Source organism: Pedobacter sp. UBA4863 (genome assembly GCF_002399615.1).
Classification (GTDB): Bacteria; Bacteroidota; Bacteroidia; order Sphingobacteriales; family Sphingobacteriaceae; genus Pedobacter.
Genome location: NZ_DHDZ01000029.1, coordinates 103,445 through 121,700, shown reverse-complemented (window position 1 = coordinate 121,700; position 18,256 = coordinate 103,445). Strand labels below are relative to the sequence as shown.

The window sequence follows — 18,256 nt, the reverse complement described above, 5'->3', positions numbered from 1 at the left end:
TTGTTTTGATTTAGGTTTATATTTGGTTGAGTAATATTTGGTCTAAACTAATGATCTACTATTAAGACTATTTGATTTGCGTAACACCATCCTCAATTTCCGATAACTTACTATCATCTTTTAGTGTAATCCAATTGTTTTTTCTTGGGCTAAGCCATTTTACCGTCGGTTACCTTTCCCGTAATGGTACCGCCATGTTTAAGTTGGTTAAAGGCATTTTTAAGCTTACCCCCATTCCTATGCCCAGCAGGCCAAATCGTTCTAAAAAAAATCTGCGGTTCATGTGTTAGGTTATTGATCTTCGATAAAAAAGCAACAGTTAAATATATAACTGTTGCTTAAAACATATAAGTGAAATGTTTTTTATTAATCTATAAGTTTAGTCATATCATCACCAGTCTCGATATCGCTTCTAGTACTTGTAAAACTCATTGTGATATTGTTACGAGACCTACCTGCTTCCCAACGACCAGTTGTAGCATTATAAACACCACCTAATCTTACGAATGATCCACCAGCAAATCCACCCGCTTGTTCAGTTTGAAAACCTAACTTAGAAGTATTACTACCGGCACCATAAAATACTTGCGAAGATCTATTAGATGGATTAATTGTAGTATAGAACTCTGTATTTGTGATACGATATCCAACTTCAACAGGAGTTTTTTGATAGTAATTTCCATTACCACCATACATAATAACATCTAATGGAACGGTAGCAGAGGTTACAGTTATACCTTCAAATACGGCGATTCCAGCAATATTACCACTATTTGCCAATAAATTATTCGTTTTAGTACCAAAATCATCACCGGCTAACTCTGTATAGTCTTTTGACACTATCCACTTTGCATCAGAAATATCTGTTGAGGTTTCCGTAGCTGAAAAGCCCCAAATGTTTTTATTGCTACCTCCCACATAAAATACCTCTCCCTTACGCACCGTGCCGGAAGTCAAATTGAATTTATAAGTTCTTAAATCACCGGTTGCCCAACCATTTAAAGGAACACCCGCTGGGGTATTGGCACCAGCATTATTTGTAGTTACAACTGAGAATGGAGTTGTAGCGAAATTAATGTCTTTAGTTGCCATAAATTGGATATATTCCCAATTTCCATCGCCTTTACCACCTGAGGTATTAGCGGGGTTTGGCAAATACCCTGTAATGATGATTGCAGAAGGCTTAATTACAGGAAGTTCAAAGATATCATTAGCATTGCGAACCCAAATTTGTGGCACGTTTACACCGCTCACCTCCTTATATAAAACAACACCTGTAAAATTAGCACTAGCAACAAGTGGAATGTCAGCAAAAGTAGCGTTATTTTCAGTGTGAATTATCGACTCGCCAAACGAATCGTCTACGGTATGCTCACCTCTCATCACCTCTGTACCAGTTGGTTCTGGCTTAACAATAGCATTAGCAAGGGTAATCACGCTACCTTCAAAAGAAACTGGCGAATCCCTTAACATTTTGGAATTTACAACCGGTATATTGAATGTTTTACCAGATGCTACTTTTTCAACTTTGCTAGCATCAATGTTAAAAATTTGCAAAGCCCCATCTTTCTTACCCATTGAAGCTCCTAGAACATTAATATGTAAAGAGTCTCCAACTACATAGTTTGCGGCACTACTTCCTAAGTTTACAAATATACCTCTGATAGAATCTGCACTATTTCCAATTTTATACCCATTTTGTAGAGCAACCAAACCCGCTGGCATATTTCCTGCCGATGCATCGGAAACCACAACACCTTTAATTGAAGTGGCACCGTATAATCTATCTGAAGTTAACTCAATGGTAGAACCCGTATAATTTTTCTTCAATACAAAGTTCGATATATAGGTTCCTGGCGTACCAGTAACTAAGAGTATGTTATCCGGTTTGCAAGCAGCAAATAGTGTTAATCCGACACCTGCTGCAAAAAAATATTTTCTAAAATTTCTCATCTTATTTAATTTTAATTCAGGAATTAAGGTTTTTGCCACCAAACCTTGGTATTCACATCATCAGCACCTTGAGCAGCTACTGCGTTTCTATAATTGGTCGGGTTTGTTGATTGTACAATAACAGGATAATTTAAACGAGCTGGCATTTGACGGCCAGAAGCAATTATTGCAGGACCAACCGGCATAACAGGATATCCTGTTCTACGATATTCAAACCATTGTTGGAAATCAACCAGAAACATTGCATAGTATTTCTGCAAATGAATTGAATTCATTTTACTTCTAACGCCGTACACTGTACTATGTAACGGAAGAGCATTATCATATACTAAATTACCAACTGTGATATAAGTTTGAAAATTAGGATCATTTACACCAGTAAAATAATTGGGTCTCCAATAGTTTACAGCATTTACTATACCTTGATAATAAAAGTCTGCTGGATTTCCGTTAATCCAACCATTCAATGCAGCTTCAGCTTTGATAAAATCTAACTCAGCTACATTCATAATAATTCCGGTATAAGCATCTATTTGTAAGTTATAAGACTTCTTTCTAGCTGAGGTACCTGAGCCATCAGTATCTTGATCAGAATTAAAATGCATATAATTTCCGTTTGGATCAAGTGTATTTGGAGCGTAGCCACTTTCCACTGGATCAGCACCATCAAAACTCCAACGAGAAGTGTATGAAGGCGCACCCATATTTATATAACAAGGATGTCTCCAATTGATTAAGTTAGCTGCAAAAAACTCAGCTACATTCACTAGTCTGAAATCATTTGGACGCACATTAGTCATAAATGGAGAAGTATATACTGCCGAAGCCGCATTGTTACCATTCCAAAGAATTACAGCATTATCGCTATCGTTATAATACCTATTACCAACTTTTTGATTGCCAAAGTGGTTATTCGACATTATCGGATAATCGCCCGCTTGTCCGTCAACAATTTTTTGAATTCTAGGAATTGCAATTCCAGAAATATCAGCTTTATGCGCAACCCTCATTAACAATCTCAAATACAAAGAATTACCTAATTTTCTCCATCTCGCTACATCTCCGCTATAAACAGGATCGCTTTCGCTTACAATTGCCTCGCCAGCTTTTAACAAATCGTTAGCTTCTTCGAGCTTCTCAAATAAATCTAAATAGATGTCTTTTTGCTTGTCGAACTTAGGCTGAATGATCCTGCTTGAGGCGGATATCAAATCTCCCTTACCATTGTTGGCTTCTGAGTAGGGAACATCTCCATAAGTGTCGGTTAACAATTGGTATCCCCACGCCTGAATAATCAATGAAATCGCTTGATACGATGTGTTCTTATATTTATCAGTGCCAGCTGTCCTATAGATATCTTTGATGTCCGTTAAAGCAACGTACCAATTATTCCAGGTATTGTCGGCTTGTGTTGCACGCACATCATATCTAAACACTCTTCCCTCACCCTCATTACGGTCAACTGTAACCTGCATCAATTCATTGTTGAAGTTTCTATTCCTCAACATGTTTGTTCTCATTAAACTAACTAACGAAGGAGCTAGTAATTTTTCTGGAGCAACCTCTGATTGCCCTAGCGGATCTACATTAACTTTTGTGAAGTCTTTAGTACAAGAGAACGTACTTAGCCCAACAATCGTTAGTAGTATGTATGCTATATTTTTTTTATTCTTATTCATAATTATAAAAATTAAATACCAACCACTAAACGTAAACCAAATGTACGTGTCGAAGGTAATTGACCAACCTCAAAACCTTGTTGAATATCAGAACCTGAAAGCGTACCAAACTCTGGATCAAATCCAGGCCAAGGAGACCATATAAACAAGTTACGTCCGTAAGCGCTTAGTGTCATCTTACTAAAACCTATACGATTTAAGAACTTTTTATCAAACGAATACGTGATATTAGCCTCTCTAAATTTTATATAATCTGTACTATAAATACTGCCTTCCGCTTGATTATAACCTACAGCTTCGTAATAAGTTTGCATGTTTGTAGCCAACACATCGTTAGGGCGGTAAGTACCTGTGTAATTACCATTGTTATCTCTAATTTCAACAACCCCATTACCAACTAAGCCGTTTACCCTACCTGGCAATGTAAGCGTAGATTTACCAAAACGAACCAATTGTGTCATGGTCATAGAGTGACCAACTGCGCCTACTTGTGCATCAAACAACACGTTAACTCCAAATTTTTTGTAATTAAAACCTGTACCAAAGCTATACCTGAACAAAGGAATGGTATTTCCTAAATACTCAACTTCGGTTCTAATTCTTGGAATGCCGGTAACTTCATCGAAAACAATTTGTCCATCAGGAGAACGCAGGAACCCATTACCATACAAATCGCCCATACTACCACCTTCGGTCGCAACAATCTGTCCACCGTTACCAAAACCACCAGTACGAAGCACCACAGAACTATCAGCCAGCTCAACAATTTTATTTCTATTTGCGGTGAAAGTTCCGTTCAATGTCCAAGTGAAGCTTTTGCTCTTTACAGGAGTTGCGCTTAAAGCAATTTCAAGTCCTTTATTATCTACACGACCTACGTTATACACCGCTACGTTATAACCAGAAGACCTGTCGATAATTCGATTAAGAATTTGGTTTTTTGTATTTCCAGAATAAGCTGCAAAATCAATGTTCAAACGATTTTTGAACATTTTAAGATCTAAACCTACCTCTGCCGTTGTGGTAATTAATGGTTTTAAGTTAGGATTTGGCAATATGTTCGGATTAGTCATAACCCCCGGACCATACAAACCATTATCAGCAATTTGATAATAATAATCAGTACGGTATGGAGTAGTACTACCACTTCCCACTTGAGCTAATGAAGCTCTAAATTTCATTAAACTTACACTCTTAGGTAACTTCCAATAATCTGAAGCGATGAATGACAAACTAGCTGACGGATAGAAAAAGCCAACATTATCAGTTCTTGTGATGGTTGCCAAAGTACTGTTCCAATCTTGACGACCTGTAACATCTAAATAAAGATAATTTTTATAAGAAAAGGAAGCAGCTGCATATAAACTATTAATTCTATACCTAGATGTATCTGGAACGTACACTAATGGATTTCTGTTATTAGTTAACAAGAAGAGATTAGGTACAGTAAGTCCATCGGCACGTGTTTCAAGTCTATTGTATTCGTTACGCATTTGGCTACCACCAAACGTTGCTGTTACATTAAAGTCTTTGTTAATCTTCTTCTCATACTTCAACATAAAATCTGCATTCACCTCGTAAGATCTAACTTTGTTAACACGGTAAGCTCCATAAGCCCAACCGGTACCGTTAGCACCAAATGGACGTTTCGTTTCACGAAGATCATTGTTTAAGTCGCCAGAAGCACGAACCATTAAGCTTAATTCCTTATTAAACTTATACATTGCTTGAATGTTACCTAAATAACCATTTCTACGTTGCCCATTAATGTATTGCTCTGAAATAGCATACGGCCCCTCAGGAAAGGTTGTTGTCAAATCTGAAAACTGCTCATACTCTTTACCTGTCACCCAATAATCGCGATACCAATCTGTATTAATATTTGGTTGCGAAAACGCAAACCAGTACATGATTGACTGATTACCGAAACCTGTACTAGGCAAGTTATCCGCATGCCTGTTGTTGTATTGCGCTTTTAAGTTAATCGTTAATTTTTTGAAGAACGTTTTGTTAGCGTTAAAGGAAACACTAGTTCTTTCTAAACCTGTATTGGGTACAATCCATTCACTGCTGCTATGACTAGCAGATAAACGCATACCCACTCCCTTATGAGTGCCATCTAATGTAACAGAATTAGACTGCTCAAAACCTGTTATAAAAAAAGCATCTACAGGGTCTTTGTAAGAAACAAATGGAGATAATTCGGTACTCCTAGCTTTGGTAGCTGGATCATACTGATAAACCATCATTCCTTGGTTTAATCTTGGTCCATAAGCAGCACTCACTCCACCCACACCCCAAGTATAGGTAGAAGTTCCATGATTACCCATACCATACTCTGTCTGTCTATCAGGCTTTCTGTTTACATCTTCCCAAGCACTGTTAGAAGTAATAGTTATACCCAAAGTCTTTTTATCTTTAGATGCCGACTTTGTAGTGATAACTACAGCACCATTTGCGCCACGCTGTCCATAAAGAGCAGACGCTGCAGGCCCCTTAAGCACTGTAACACTCTCAATATCTTCCGGATTTAAATCATTTAAACCACTACCAAAGTCTACCGGCATAATATCACCACCCGTACCATAGGCACCACCGCCGGTAGCGGCAGTCCTCCTAGAACTACTAGAAGCTACAACTCCATCAATCACGATTAAAGCCTCATTGTCGCCTGTTAAATTATTTTCTCCCCTTAGGATGATTTTATTCGAAGCCGCAGGACCACTGTTACGAACTAAATTCAAACCGGCAACTTTTCCCGATAGTGCATCAGTCCAGTTACTAGAGATTGCATTAGTAACCTGAGCACTGTCTATAGTAGTAGTTGCATAACCTAAGGCCCTTTCTTCTCTTTTTATACCCAACGCCGTTACCACTACGGTATTCAATTCGTTTGTCGAAGATTTCATTCTAATATTAACCCCAGTTTGGGCATCAGAAAAAGTTCTGGCAGAAGTGGTATAGCCGATCATACTAAAATTAACCGTTGCTCCTTTAGCAATAGTAATACTAAATTCACCCTTACCATCTGTTAGTCCTAATACTCTTTTAGAGTTATCAGTAATACTTACACCAGGAACGCCAGTATTATCGCTTTCGTCAAGCACGTTACCTTTTACTGTAATGTTCTGAGAATTTTGAGCCACAGCACCCTGTAAAAGCAAAAATTGAAAAAGCATAATAAAAAGCAATTTTACGCCATTTACCTTTTTAAACGATAGCCTCTTCAAAATACCAAATACAGAAAGCTGCGACTTGGGAATACTTTCGCACCCCGCGGCATGTCGGCACATGCTAGCCTTTTGAGTAGTTGTTTTGTCCATAATTAATTTATATCGGGTTATTTACTAGTTTCTAATTATAATTTTTCCCGATTGCCGCAAAACTAAGCTGCCTGTGTTAATTCTACATTAACTAGGCATTAACCTATTTTGAAACAATTCGCAATTACAATTAGTTTAGTTTTATATTACTAAACATTTCGCAATAATAATATAAAAACAAATTGAAACTAAATATAATTTTCAAATAATCAAAAAAAAATGAAAATATATTTTTTAAGACACCCTCAACACAATATTAAAACCGATACCATTAAAAATGCCAAATCAATTCGAAAGCAATAAGAAATGTTACGAAATCTAAAACACAAAAAAAGCACTACCTTTAAGCAGTGCTTTTCATCAACCTAATTACGCTAATGAAACTAAACTACTGTAACGGTAACTCCCAGCCCTTCCAAGTGATTGATCATCTGTTGAGAAATTCCTTTATCGGTAATGATATAATCTACATCTTCAAAACCACATATTTTACCAAAACCTCTTTTACCAAACTTAGTAGAATCGGCCAACACCACTACCTTTTGCGAAACCTTGATCATTTGGCGGTTCAAATGCGCTTCCATGGCGTTAGTAGTAGTAAATCCATGTTCCAAATCAATGCCATCTACACCTAAAAACAAGGTGTTAAAGTAAAAATCCTGCAAAACCTGCTCCGCATAAGAACCCATTACCGAGGACGAACTTTTACGAAGCAAACCACCCAACTGAATCACCTCGACCTCTGGATTACGCAAAAATTCAATAGAAATATTTAGAGAAGAAGTAACCACCGTCAAATTCAATCCGTTAGGAATGCTTTTCACAAAATAAAGTAAAGTAGTACCCGAAGCAACTACAATCGAGTCGTTCTCCTTTAACAGTTTTGCAGCAGCAGCTCCTATCCTGTTTTTTTCAGACGATTGCATCTTTTCTTTTTCGTTTACCGGCCTATCTACCGTATAAGGATTACTGAGTGTAGCACCGCCATGGGTTCTAAACAATAAATGTTTATCTTCTAGAAGTTTCAAGTCTTTACGAATAGTAACCGATGAAACCTTAAGCTGCTTACAAAGCTCTACCACATTAATGTATTGATCTTGCTGAATACGGTTAAGTATAAATTGATGCCTTTCGGCCAGTGTCATGCTCATAGCGTTTATATTTAACCGCAATTTAATAATTAATATAAATACCCTCGCCATTTTAGCAGATAAAATATTTTACCAAAGTATTTATGTATTTCGATTTTGATTACTTATAATTGCTTATTGTTTCGTTTTATTACCATAAATTATGCAAAGAATACATCAACATAACTTAATTAACAAATCTGAGTGGGACATTATTATCATTGGCGGTGGCGCAACAGGCCTCGGGACCGCTTTAGATTCTGCCAGTAGAGGCTTAAAAACGTTATTGATTGAACAAGCCGACTTTGCTAAAGGTACATCGAGCAGAAGTACAAAATTGGTACATGGCGGGGTTAGATACTTAGCGCAGGGTGATATAGCCTTGGTAAAACACGCCTTAAAAGAAAGAGGCTTGATGCAAAAAAACGCAGCGCACTTAGTACACAAAGAAGAATTTCTTATTCCTTGTTACGATTGGTTTTCGGTTGCCAAATACCTTATTGGATTAAAACTTTACGATTGGTTGGCCGGGCGTTTCAGTTTCGGTACTTCTAAATATTTTTCTAAAAGCGAAACCTTACATATTATGCCTGGCGTAAAAGAAACCGGTCTAAAAGGTTCGATACGCTATTTCGATGGTCGTTTTGACGATGCCCGATTAGCCATTAACATTGCTCAAACTGCACAAGAACAGGGCGCTACCTTAATTAACTACATGAAAGTTACCGATTTAATTAAAGACGGTGACCACATAAAAGGTGTAACCACCGTTGACACCATTACCAATGAAACTTTCACGGTATATGGAAAAGTGGTGATTAACGCTACCGGGGTATTTGTAGATGAAATTTTGCAAATGAGCAATTCAAAAGCGAAAAAGACTGTAAGACCTAGCCAGGGTGTACACATTGTACTTAAAAAAGAGTTTTTAAATAGCGATGCGGCATTAATGATACCACAAACTTCTGATGGTCGGGTACTTTTTGCAGTACAATGGCACAACCATTTATTGGTAGGCACTACAGACACGCCATTGAATGAGCACAGCCTAGAACCTAGAGCATTAAAAGAGGAAACAGATTTTATTTTAAACAACGCGGCAAGTTATTTTAAAACGAAACCTACAGAAAGCGATATTCTTAGCGTATTTTCTGGATTACGCCCATTAGCTGCCCCTACCGATGGCAATGCCAACAGCACAAAGGAAATTAGCAGAGATCATAAGTTAATGGTTTCGGCAAAAGGCTTAATCACCATTACTGGAGGCAAATGGACTACCTATCGCCGTATGGCAGAAGAAACCGTAGATTTAGCCATTAAAGAAGCTAAACTACCTTTTACAGCGTGCAAAACGGAACAGTTGTCTATACACGGTTGCGAAAATGCTATTGATACCAAGTACCTCAACATCTACGGATCTGACAGAGACCATATCGAAACCTTAATTAGCCAAAACCCAGCACTAGCACAGCAACTACATCCCGAATTTCCTTACACCCATGCAGAAGTAGTATGGAGCGTAAGAAATGAAATGGCCGAAACTGTAGAGGATATATTGAGCAGACGCCTAAGGGTATTAATAATTGATGCTAAAGCCGCCATAGCAATGAGCGCTACGGTTGCTGCAATTATGGCAAAAGAAATTAATGCCGATAAGCAATGGGAAGAGGAACAAGTAAAATCTTTTGCTAAATTAGCAGAAGGCTACACCTACAAAACCAAGAATAAAAAGGAAGAGCCTGTATTGGCAGAATAAAACTTCCGACCAAATATAACTTATGGGCAAATATATTTTATCTCTAGACCAAGGGACAACGAGTTCTCGTGCCATCATTTTTAACTATAGTGGCGAAATTATTGCCATTGCTCAAAAAGAATTTACACAAATTTACCCGCGGGCCGGATGGGTAGAACACGACCCGAATGAAATTTGGGTTACACAACTGGCCGTAGTTACAGAAGTAATTGCAAAAGCAGGCCTAACCCCTGCCGATATGAATGCGATTGGCATTACCAACCAACGTGAAACTACAGTGGTTTGGGACAGAAAAACTGGCAAACCTATCTATAACGCCATTGTTTGGCAAGACCGTAGAACCTCCGCATATTGCAACAGTATTAAACAGCAAGGCTATGCACCAACTATCCAAGAAAAAACCGGCCTAATTATCGATTCTTATTTTTCGGCCACAAAAGTAAAATGGATACTGGAAAATGTAGCTGGGGCCAAACAAAAAGCAGAAAATGGCGAACTCGCTTTCGGCACCATAGACAGTTGGCTAATTTGGAACTTGACCGATGGCAGGATACATGTTACCGACGTAAGCAATGCCTCCAGAACCATGCTCTACAATATTCGTTCCTTAGCGTGGGACGATGACCTACTTCAATTATTTGACATCCCTAAGTCGATGTTACCCCAAGTAAAATCATCTAGCGAAATATACGGAAGCACCACAGGAAATATCTTAGCAGCACAAATACCTATTGCCGGTATTGCTGGCGACCAACAATCGGCCTTATTTGGACAAATGTGCACACAGCCTGGCATGGTTAAAAACACCTATGGAACAGGCTGTTTTATGCTGATGAATATTGGTAAAACCCCAAAAACCTCGAGCAATAATTTACTAACCACCATTGCCTGGAAAATTAACGGAGAAGTAAATTACGCCTTAGAAGGAAGTATTTTTATTGCCGGTGCGGTGGTACAATGGCTACGCGATGAACTGGGCCTTATCCAAAAATCTGCCGATGTAGAACAATTGGCCCTACAAGTGAAAGACACACAAGGAGTTTACATTGTTCCTGCTTTTGCTGGTTTGGGCGCACCTTACTGGAACCAAGATGCCCGAGGAACCATTACCGGAATTACCCGTGGCACCAACAAGGCCCACATTGCCAGGGCAGCCCTAGAAAGTATCGCGTACCAAACCATGGATGTGCTGAATGCCATGCAAGCTGATGCAGCTACTCCCATTACCGAACTACGGGTAGATGGTGGAGCTACCGCCAATAATTTACTCATGCAGTTTCAGGCTGATTTGTTAATCTGTAAAGTAATTAGGCCAAAGGTTACAGAAGTTACCGCAATTGGCGCAGCATATTTAGCAGGACTGGCAACAGGTTTTTGGAAAGACATTGAAGAGATTAAATCTCAGTGGAAAATAGACAAAACCTTTACAGCTGATAACACGATTGACCCAAAACGCATCAAAGGCTGGGAAAAAGCGATAACGGCGGCTATTACAAATGCAGAGTAATAAACAGTTTGCAACCTTACAACCTTTCAACCTTCGAACCTTTCAACCTTTCAACAACAAAGCAAATACACTAATTCCTTTCACTCATGAATATTTACGTAGCAGAGTTTATTGGTACAGCCCTTATGATACTTTTGGGTAATGGCGTAGTAGCAAACGCTGTTCTTAAAGAAACCAAAGGCCATAATAGCGGTTGGATAGTAATTACCACTGCTTGGGCATTAGCAGTTTTTGTAGCGGTAATTGTAGCAGGCCCACATAGTGGAGCACATTTAAACCCTGCAGTAACCTTAGCACTTAGTATAACTGGCGCCTTTGAATGGGCAAAAGCACCATATTATATACTATCGCAATTAGGTGGCGCAATGACTGGTGCTTTATTAGTTTGGTTATTTTACAAAGATCATTTCGATGCTACCGAAGACAAAGGATTAAAGGCTGCGCCTTTTGCAACGGGACCGGCCATACCAAACAAATTATCCAATTTATTTTCGGAAATTACAGGCACATTTGTGCTAATATTTGTGATATTCTACATTGCTGGAGGAGAATTTGGCGCAGAAAAAACACCTATTGGTTTAGGTTCTCTTGGTGCATTACCCGTAGCTTTTCTTGTTTGGGTAATTGGCTTAAGCTTAGGTGGAACTACTGGCTATGCCATTAATCCGGTTAGAGATTTAGGCCCTCGAATTGTACATGCACTTATCCCAATGAAAGGCAAAGGGAATAGTAACTGGGGATATGCCTGGATACCCATAGTTGGCCCCATAATAGGCGCTACACTAGCGGCATTATTGTATCTTTTTTTAAAATAATCTATCACCAAAATTACGTTAAACAACATACTTACGCAATTCTTCAAAAAGATCATTCGGATGAAATGGTTTAGAAAGGTACCCGTTCATGCCCACTGCCAACACCTCATCTGCCACTTGGCTATTTACTGTTGCCGTTAATGCAACAATTGGGATAGCGGCCTTTAAAGCATGGCTTAAATTTCTAATTTTTTCAGTGGTCTGGTACCCATCCAGTTCTGGCATATACAAATCCATCAAGATCAGGTCATAATTTTTTTCGAGGTGCATTGCTAGCGCTACAGAACCATTCTCGGCAATATCCGGATCAATACCAAAACTATTTAATGTTTTTTTAATTACCATTGCGTTAACCATATTGTCTTCTGCAACCAATATTTTCATGGCAGAAAGGTTGGCCCTATCCTCTTCTCCTTTTAAATTGTTGCTAGTTAATGCTGCTGCCATTTCATAGGCATAAGAAATATTAAAAATAAACTTAGCACCCTTACCAATTGCACTTTCCACCTGTATATCGGATTGATGCAGAGCTAAAACCCTGCGTACAATGGCCAAACCTAAGCCCGTGCCACCATAATTTCTATTGGTACTGCTAGAAGCCTGCACAAATTCTTCGAACACCTCTTGTTGCCTACTTTCTTCTATCCCAATACCCGTATCTTCAACAACAAATTTTATTCTTAATTCGTTGTTGGTTATTTCTGCTATGCTACATACCAGTTTAACGCTGCCTTTTTCGGTAAACTTAATCGCATTGTTTAGCAAGTTTAAAAGCACCTGTGTTAAACGTGTAGGGTCGCCAATTAAGGTAAGTTCCTTTAACCTACCGGCAACATCAACCTGAAAATCCAAATGCTTTTCAGTAGCTTTTAACTTTGTACAGGCATAAATATTAGCTACCAGACTCGAAAGATTAAAAGGCGTACGCTCTAAGGATACCATATCCAATTCAAGTTTATTAAAATCTAATACATCGGTAACTAAAGCAAGTAGATTTTCGGCCGAAAATTTCAACACCGATAATGTTTCTTCTTGGTCTTTTCGTGGATCTTGGAGCAGTAGTACGTTGGTTAGCCCTATTACGCCGTTTAATGGCGTACGCAGTTCATGAGACATGGTCGATAAAAAACTCATCCGTACGTTAGACAAGTGTTTAATTTCTTCTACTGTTTCATTTAATTGTTCATTAATAACATTGAGCTGATTTTTAGTGTTGGTTAATGCCGCGATATTATGCTTAAAAGCCTTAAAAAAATAGTGATGTAGGAAGGCTATAACTGTAAAATCGAAAATCAAGATAAATAGATAAATAGGTCTAGATATAGTTTGAGGGGCACTGCCCAAAACAAAATAGTTATTACCTGTAAAAGCAGCATCAAGCAATACTGGAACCATATTAACAACAGCATAAAGCCAACCCCAACGGTGGCCATGCATATAAAACCCTAATGCCGAAGCCAACCAAATGTACTGTAAAGTAGCGGCATTAATGCCCTGCACAAAAAACAGCAAGTTTGCCCACACCCCCATTAGGGTAATCAGCATTAAAACCAGGTGCGATATAATTCTCCAAGAATTAAAGCGGTATAAGATAAAAAACAGTACAGCAGAAAATAGACAGATTAAGCTTGCCCTAACCAACTGCGGTATTTGCTGGGTATAAACATAGGCCGCCATTAATAGCAAACCAAGAAAAAAATGAGCAATTAAAAAATAAACTAACATAAGCACCCTAGCTTTGTTGATTGGGTCTAATTCCTTATGCGCAATTGCTTTAATTAGATTTTGTAAACGGAGCATCTTTACAGTATTATGGTATTATGCTAAAATACATATTGCAAGCCAATATCTAATATCAGAAAAGTATAAATATTTAAAAACCTCCATCCAATAATTAAATGCCTTGATGCTATTTAAGTTGGTTATTTTCTATAGCACAATGCGAGCATGATTTAATAAGAGATAAGCTTTTGCAAAAGCCTTGCTTTTTAATTACTAACATAGCACTTTACGATGTCCTATTTCAACAAATTTAACACTAAACCAGGGTGCCCCATGAAAATGGTTACGGCAGCTTAACTATTGTTCATTAAGTTGCTCATCTTCATCTAAGGGCGATATAGACTTTCTAAAAAAATCGGGACCGAATTTATAAATACGAAAGCCGATAAAGGCCAACAAGAAAAACGTACAGAAGATAGAACCTTCTAGCCCAAATTCGCCACCAGAAAGATAAGTGGGCCCCACAGGTGTAGCCTTTGTTAGCCCCGTTATTTTATTACCGCTTACAGGGTAGCCTAAAACAATGGCCTGTATAAAATTCCATGCAAAATGCACCCCTACCGCCCAAGCTATTTGCTGTTTTTGTAAAGTATAAATGGCAAAAAGCATTCCTGCTAAAGTAATATTTATGATGCCTAGTACACTAAGGTTCGGATTTGCAAAATGAGCTAAGACAAACAACAAACCATTTACAAAAACGGCAAACCAAAAAGGATACCGATCGGCCAGAACTTGTAATGGGTAGCTTCTAAACAAGAACTCTTCAAATACCGACACTAAAAGAAAATATACCAAATACAAACAGAGCGTTTGCCATGAAAAGGCTATTTTTACAAAAATTACGTTACCGTTTAAATAGAGTAAGACCGCACAGAGCAACATTATTGCAACACCTGTACCTACACCTTTAAAAAATTCTGGAAGCACAGATTCCTTTCTAATGAAAACACTGTAAAAGCTAACGCTAGGAAATAACTTAAATATCATTAAAAGAGCACTCAATACAATGAGCACCAAACTCACCTGAACCAAAATATCTTTTAGTAACAGATTAGAAATAGATGGCAAAAAGTTAAATTGCGCTATTAATCCAAAGGGAATGGTACATAACAGCAAAAAGAACATAAATAGCCAAACTCTTAAAATTGGAGATAGGTAATAGCCCAGCTTACTATTTTCAATCATTTACAAAAATCTCCTTTAAAAGTTTTACAGCGTACTTATCTGTTTTAAAAGTAACCTCTTCTTCCGTAATTTCACTTATTTTCTTCCACCTAAAACATTGGCTTAAACCTTCATCAAAATCAAAAAGCTTACATTTAAAATTCAATTGCAATGGCTTTAAAGGTTTTACCAAATAATAAACACTAATAACCTGACTGTCGTTAAAAGAAGATTTTTCGTAAAAATCAGTTGTATAAAAATGGCTAACCACTTCAATTTCTGCGTTGCATTCTTCTACAAACTCACGTTTTAGGCCATCTATCAAACCCTCGCCAAATTCTAAACCACCTCCCGGAAATTTTGTAAAATAGCGTCCTACTTCAAACTCATCGCTTAATAGCACTTCTTGTTCATCGTTAATTAGCAGGCCGTAAACCCTCACGTTAAAATAGCTCATAAACTAAAATGCTTTTGATTTTTGGTTACATTATCCATATCCCATTTAATTTCTCCGGTAAATGTTTCTTGCCTTACCCTACAATCTAACATTTTACAATAATGACAACAAGCGGGCAAACACGGATCTGCATGAATAAATAATTCCGTTTTGTTATTAACGGTTTGGTTAATCATCGCATCTATGCTCGAAATTTCTTTATGAACCGCATTCAAATCAAAATAATAAGGCAAGGTAATGTGGCAATCTATGTGCAAGTCGGCACCGTATTGTTGCGCCCTTAGGTTATGTACATCTATCCAACTTGCTTGCCTGTTTTGCTGTAAAGCCTCTACTACTTCTTTTACTAGCTCTAGGTTACTTTCATCCATTAACCCCCCAACAGACTTACGCGTAAGCTTGTAGCCATTATAAACAACGTAAATTCCTATAAAAACAGAAATCACACTATCTAACCATAAAACCTGCGTAAGCTGAATAACGAGAATTCCTACCACTAAACCTGCACTACTTATGGCATCGGTCAACAAATGTTTTCCATCTGCCTCTAGCGTTAACGATTTGTTGTTTTTCCCCGTTTTAACAAGATATAAGCCCATTACTAAATTAACGACACCAGTACCGGCAATAATTATTGCACCGTTGTATAAATCTGAAACTTCATTACCATAAAACAAGCTATAAGTAGATTTTATGAGGATAACGATACCGGCAATAGCGATCAACACACCTTCTACAAAAGCCGAAAAAAACTCTACTTTTCCATGCCCATAAGGATGGTTTTCGTCTTTGGGCAAAGTAGCAAGGTAAATACTATAAAAAGCGAAGGCACTAGCCAATACATTTACAATACTTTCGGCAGCATCGGTAAGGATTGCATTAGAATTGGTAATAAAAAAAGCAATAAACTTAGCCAGCATTAGCAAAATACCGGCACATAACGATAGTAATATGGCTCTTTTATTGGTGGTCAAGACGATGTGTTTTACGATTAGCAAAACTACATTAATTGTATAAAACATTTCGATTTTAGTGCCGAAAGTTTTGTGCATTTAGCCACAGCACTTGTCCCAATTACGGAATGAACAGGCTTTCATTGTTTTTAGACCAAAAACATTGCCTTTAAATTCTGTAAATTTAATTTTCTAGAACTTTTATACGCATATCATTAGGGTAGCTGCGTGCTTGGCAAAGATGCCAAACAATACAACGAGCTAATAGACGGCTCCTACGTATAATTCAGTAGCTTATGGCAGCTTTGTTTTTGCAGCTGAATAGTTTTCAATTAGCCCATAAGGCGTAAACGCTTAAGGCATTAACAAATTACTAACAAAACCTTGTAAAATTTAAACAAATGCCATTAAAAAACATCTTTTATTAGGGCTTTATAAAGAAGGTTTTTATATTTGCTACCTCACAGAAACATCATGAGTATTTTATCAGACAGAATAAATAACCTTTCAGAATCGGCTACCCTAAAAATGACCAAATTGGGTCGTGAATTAGCTGCAAAAGGCGTAAACGTAATTAGCCTAAGTGTAGGCGAGCCAGACTTTAACACTCCGGAACACGTAAAAGAAGCTGCAAAAAAAGCACTAGACGACAATTTCACTCGTTACTCGCCAGTACCGGGCTACCCAGATTTACGCCAAGCTATTGTAAACAAGCTTAAAGCAGAAAACAACCTTGATTACGATATTTCTCAAATCGTTGTTTCTACAGGTGCAAAGCAATCGCTTTCTAACGTTATTCTTACGTTAATTAACCCAGGCGATGAGGTAATCATTCCTACACCTTATTGGGTTTCTTACTCTGAAATGGTAACCCTGGCCGAAGGTAAATCGGTATTCATCAACACTTCTATAGAAAGCGATTTTAAAATTACGCCAGCGCAACTAGAAGCGGCAATTACGCCAAAAAGCAAGTTGTTCATGTTCTCTTCGCCAAACAACCCAACAGGTACCGTTTACAGCAAAGATGAACTAGCTGCTTTAGCAAAAGTATTTGAAAAACATCCAAATATATTCATCCTTTCTGATGAGATTTATGAGCATATCAACTTTGTTGATCAACACGAATCTATCGCACAATTCCCAAGCATCAAAGACCGCGTAATTATTGTAAATGGTTTCTCTAAAGCTTTTGCAATGACAGGATGGCGCTTAGGTTACATTGCTGCAAGCAAAGAAATTGCCGCTGCTAATGATAAACTACAAGGACAAACCACTTCCGGAACTTGCTCTATTGCGCAACGTGCAGGTATTGTAGCTTACGAGCAAGGTTTAGACACCGTAAATGAAATGAAAAAAGCGTTCGCTCGCCGTCGTCAATTAGTTTATGATTTGTTGAAAGACATTCCAGGTGTAAAAACGAACTTACCAGAAGGTGCATTTTATTTCTTCCCAGAAATTAGTTCGTTCTTTGGCAAGAAAGATGCAGATGGCAATATCATCAAAAACTCTTCAGATTTAGCACTCTATTTGCTTAACGTTGGCCATGTGGCAACCGTAGGCGGCGATAGTTTCGGTAACGATAACTACATCCGCTTGTCTTATGCCGCATCAGACGAGAGTTTGGTAGAAGCCTTAAGAAGAATAAAAGAAGCACTAGGCAATTTACGCTAGTAACCACATTAAAGATAAAAGAAGCGTCCCAATTTTACATTGGGACGCTTCTTTTATTAGTGCTAA

Annotated in this window: 12 protein-coding genes; 4 read left to right on the top strand and 8 right to left on the bottom strand. The window is 38.0% G+C overall.

Features of this window, described 5'->3' with window-relative positions:
- Window positions 1-366: 366 nt before the first annotated feature.
- From B3I52_RS05890 to B3I52_RS05875, 4 genes are all read right to left on the bottom strand, one after another.
- Window positions 367-1,953, bottom strand: a complete 1,587-nt coding sequence (locus B3I52_RS05890; protein ID WP_293299508.1) for a DUF5689 domain-containing protein — start codon at window positions 1,951-1,953, stop codon at window positions 367-369.
- 23 nt (window positions 1,954-1,976) lie between these two features.
- Window positions 1,977-3,632, bottom strand: a complete 1,656-nt coding sequence (locus B3I52_RS05885; protein ID WP_293299507.1) for a SusD/RagB family nutrient-binding outer membrane lipoprotein — start codon at window positions 3,630-3,632, stop codon at window positions 1,977-1,979.
- Window positions 3,633-3,643: 11 nt separating this feature from the next.
- Window positions 3,644-6,955, bottom strand: a complete 3,312-nt coding sequence (locus B3I52_RS05880; RefSeq protein ID WP_293299506.1) for a SusC/RagA family TonB-linked outer membrane protein — start codon at window positions 6,953-6,955, stop codon at window positions 3,644-3,646.
- Window positions 6,956-7,338: 383 nt separating this feature from the next.
- On the bottom strand, window positions 7,339-8,100 hold the full coding sequence (locus tag B3I52_RS05875) for a DeoR/GlpR family DNA-binding transcription regulator (RefSeq protein ID WP_293299574.1): 762 nt from the start codon (window positions 8,098-8,100) through the stop codon (window positions 7,339-7,341).
- Window positions 8,101-8,248: 148 nt separating this feature from the next.
- On the opposite strand from B3I52_RS05875, the gene B3I52_RS05870 reads away from it, so the two are divergent.
- The 3 genes from B3I52_RS05870 to B3I52_RS05860 all read left to right on the top strand — a co-directional run bounded on the left by B3I52_RS05870 (window position 8,249) and on the right by B3I52_RS05860 (window position 12,163).
- A complete protein-coding gene (locus B3I52_RS05870) occupies window positions 8,249-9,841 on the top strand; it encodes a glycerol-3-phosphate dehydrogenase/oxidase (RefSeq protein WP_293299505.1) in 1,593 nt (530 codons plus the stop codon).
- Between the two features lie 22 nt (window positions 9,842-9,863).
- Window positions 9,864-11,348, top strand: coding sequence for a glycerol kinase GlpK (gene glpK / locus B3I52_RS05865; RefSeq protein ID WP_293299504.1), 1,485 nt, complete (start codon window positions 9,864-9,866; stop codon window positions 11,346-11,348).
- Window positions 11,349-11,434: 86 nt separating this feature from the next.
- Window positions 11,435-12,163, top strand: a complete 729-nt coding sequence (locus B3I52_RS05860) for an MIP/aquaporin family protein (RefSeq protein ID WP_293299503.1) — start codon at window positions 11,435-11,437, stop codon at window positions 12,161-12,163.
- A gap of 18 nt (window positions 12,164-12,181) precedes the next feature.
- Here B3I52_RS05860 and B3I52_RS05855 read toward each other — a convergent pair whose 3' ends face one another.
- From B3I52_RS05855 to B3I52_RS05840, 4 genes are all read right to left on the bottom strand, one after another.
- A complete protein-coding gene (locus B3I52_RS05855; RefSeq protein WP_293299502.1) occupies window positions 12,182-13,963 on the bottom strand; it encodes an ATP-binding protein in 1,782 nt (593 codons plus the stop codon).
- A gap of 279 nt (window positions 13,964-14,242) precedes the next feature.
- Complete coding sequence (locus B3I52_RS05850; RefSeq protein ID WP_293299501.1) at window positions 14,243-15,130, bottom strand: CPBP family intramembrane glutamic endopeptidase; 888 nt, start codon at window positions 15,128-15,130, stop codon at window positions 14,243-14,245.
- On the bottom strand, window positions 15,123-15,566 hold the full coding sequence (locus tag B3I52_RS05845; protein ID WP_293299500.1) for an NUDIX domain-containing protein: 444 nt from the start codon (window positions 15,564-15,566) through the stop codon (window positions 15,123-15,125). The genes B3I52_RS05850 and B3I52_RS05845 overlap by 8 nt, the downstream gene beginning before the upstream one ends.
- Window positions 15,563-16,540 (bottom strand): cation diffusion facilitator family transporter, encoded by a 978-nt coding sequence (locus B3I52_RS05840; protein WP_293299499.1) that lies wholly within the window; start codon window positions 16,538-16,540, stop codon window positions 15,563-15,565. Before B3I52_RS05840 ends, B3I52_RS05845 begins: the two co-directional genes overlap by 4 nt.
- A 453-nt stretch (window positions 16,541-16,993) precedes the next feature.
- Between B3I52_RS05840 and B3I52_RS05835 the strand changes: the two genes are divergently transcribed.
- The gene (locus B3I52_RS05835) at window positions 16,994-18,190 is read left to right on the top strand and encodes a pyridoxal phosphate-dependent aminotransferase (RefSeq protein ID WP_293299498.1); all 1,197 of its coding nucleotides are present in this window, start codon (window positions 16,994-16,996) and stop codon (window positions 18,188-18,190) included.
- Window positions 18,191-18,256: the final 66 nt, after the last annotated feature.

Excerpts from the sequence above, each read along its gene's own strand:
- B3I52_RS05845 (WP_293299500.1), bottom strand. The coding sequence starts at position 15,566 with ATGAGCTATTTTAACGTGAGGGTTTACGGCCTGCTAATTAACGATGAA.
- B3I52_RS05890 (WP_293299508.1), bottom strand. The coding sequence starts at position 1,953 with ATGAGAAATTTTAGAAAATATTTTTTTGCAGCAGGTGTCGGATTAACA.
- B3I52_RS05855 (WP_293299502.1), bottom strand. The coding sequence starts at position 13,963 with ATGCTCCGTTTACAAAATCTAATTAAAGCAATTGCGCATAAGGAATTA.
- B3I52_RS05880 (WP_293299506.1), bottom strand. The coding sequence starts at position 6,955 with ATGGACAAAACAACTACTCAAAAGGCTAGCATGTGCCGACATGCCGCG.
- B3I52_RS05870 (WP_293299505.1), top strand. The coding sequence starts at position 8,249 with ATGCAAAGAATACATCAACATAACTTAATTAACAAATCTGAGTGGGAC.
- B3I52_RS05875 (WP_293299574.1), bottom strand. The coding sequence starts at position 8,100 with ATGACACTGGCCGAAAGGCATCAATTTATACTTAACCGTATTCAGCAA.
- B3I52_RS05885 (WP_293299507.1), bottom strand. The coding sequence starts at position 3,632 with ATGAATAAGAATAAAAAAAATATAGCATACATACTACTAACGATTGTT.
- B3I52_RS05850 (WP_293299501.1), bottom strand. The coding sequence starts at position 15,130 with ATGATTGAAAATAGTAAGCTGGGCTATTACCTATCTCCAATTTTAAGA.
- B3I52_RS05835 (WP_293299498.1), top strand. The coding sequence starts at position 16,994 with ATGAGTATTTTATCAGACAGAATAAATAACCTTTCAGAATCGGCTACC.
- B3I52_RS05860 (WP_293299503.1), top strand. The coding sequence starts at position 11,435 with ATGAATATTTACGTAGCAGAGTTTATTGGTACAGCCCTTATGATACTT.
- glpK (WP_293299504.1), top strand. The coding sequence starts at position 9,864 with ATGGGCAAATATATTTTATCTCTAGACCAAGGGACAACGAGTTCTCGT.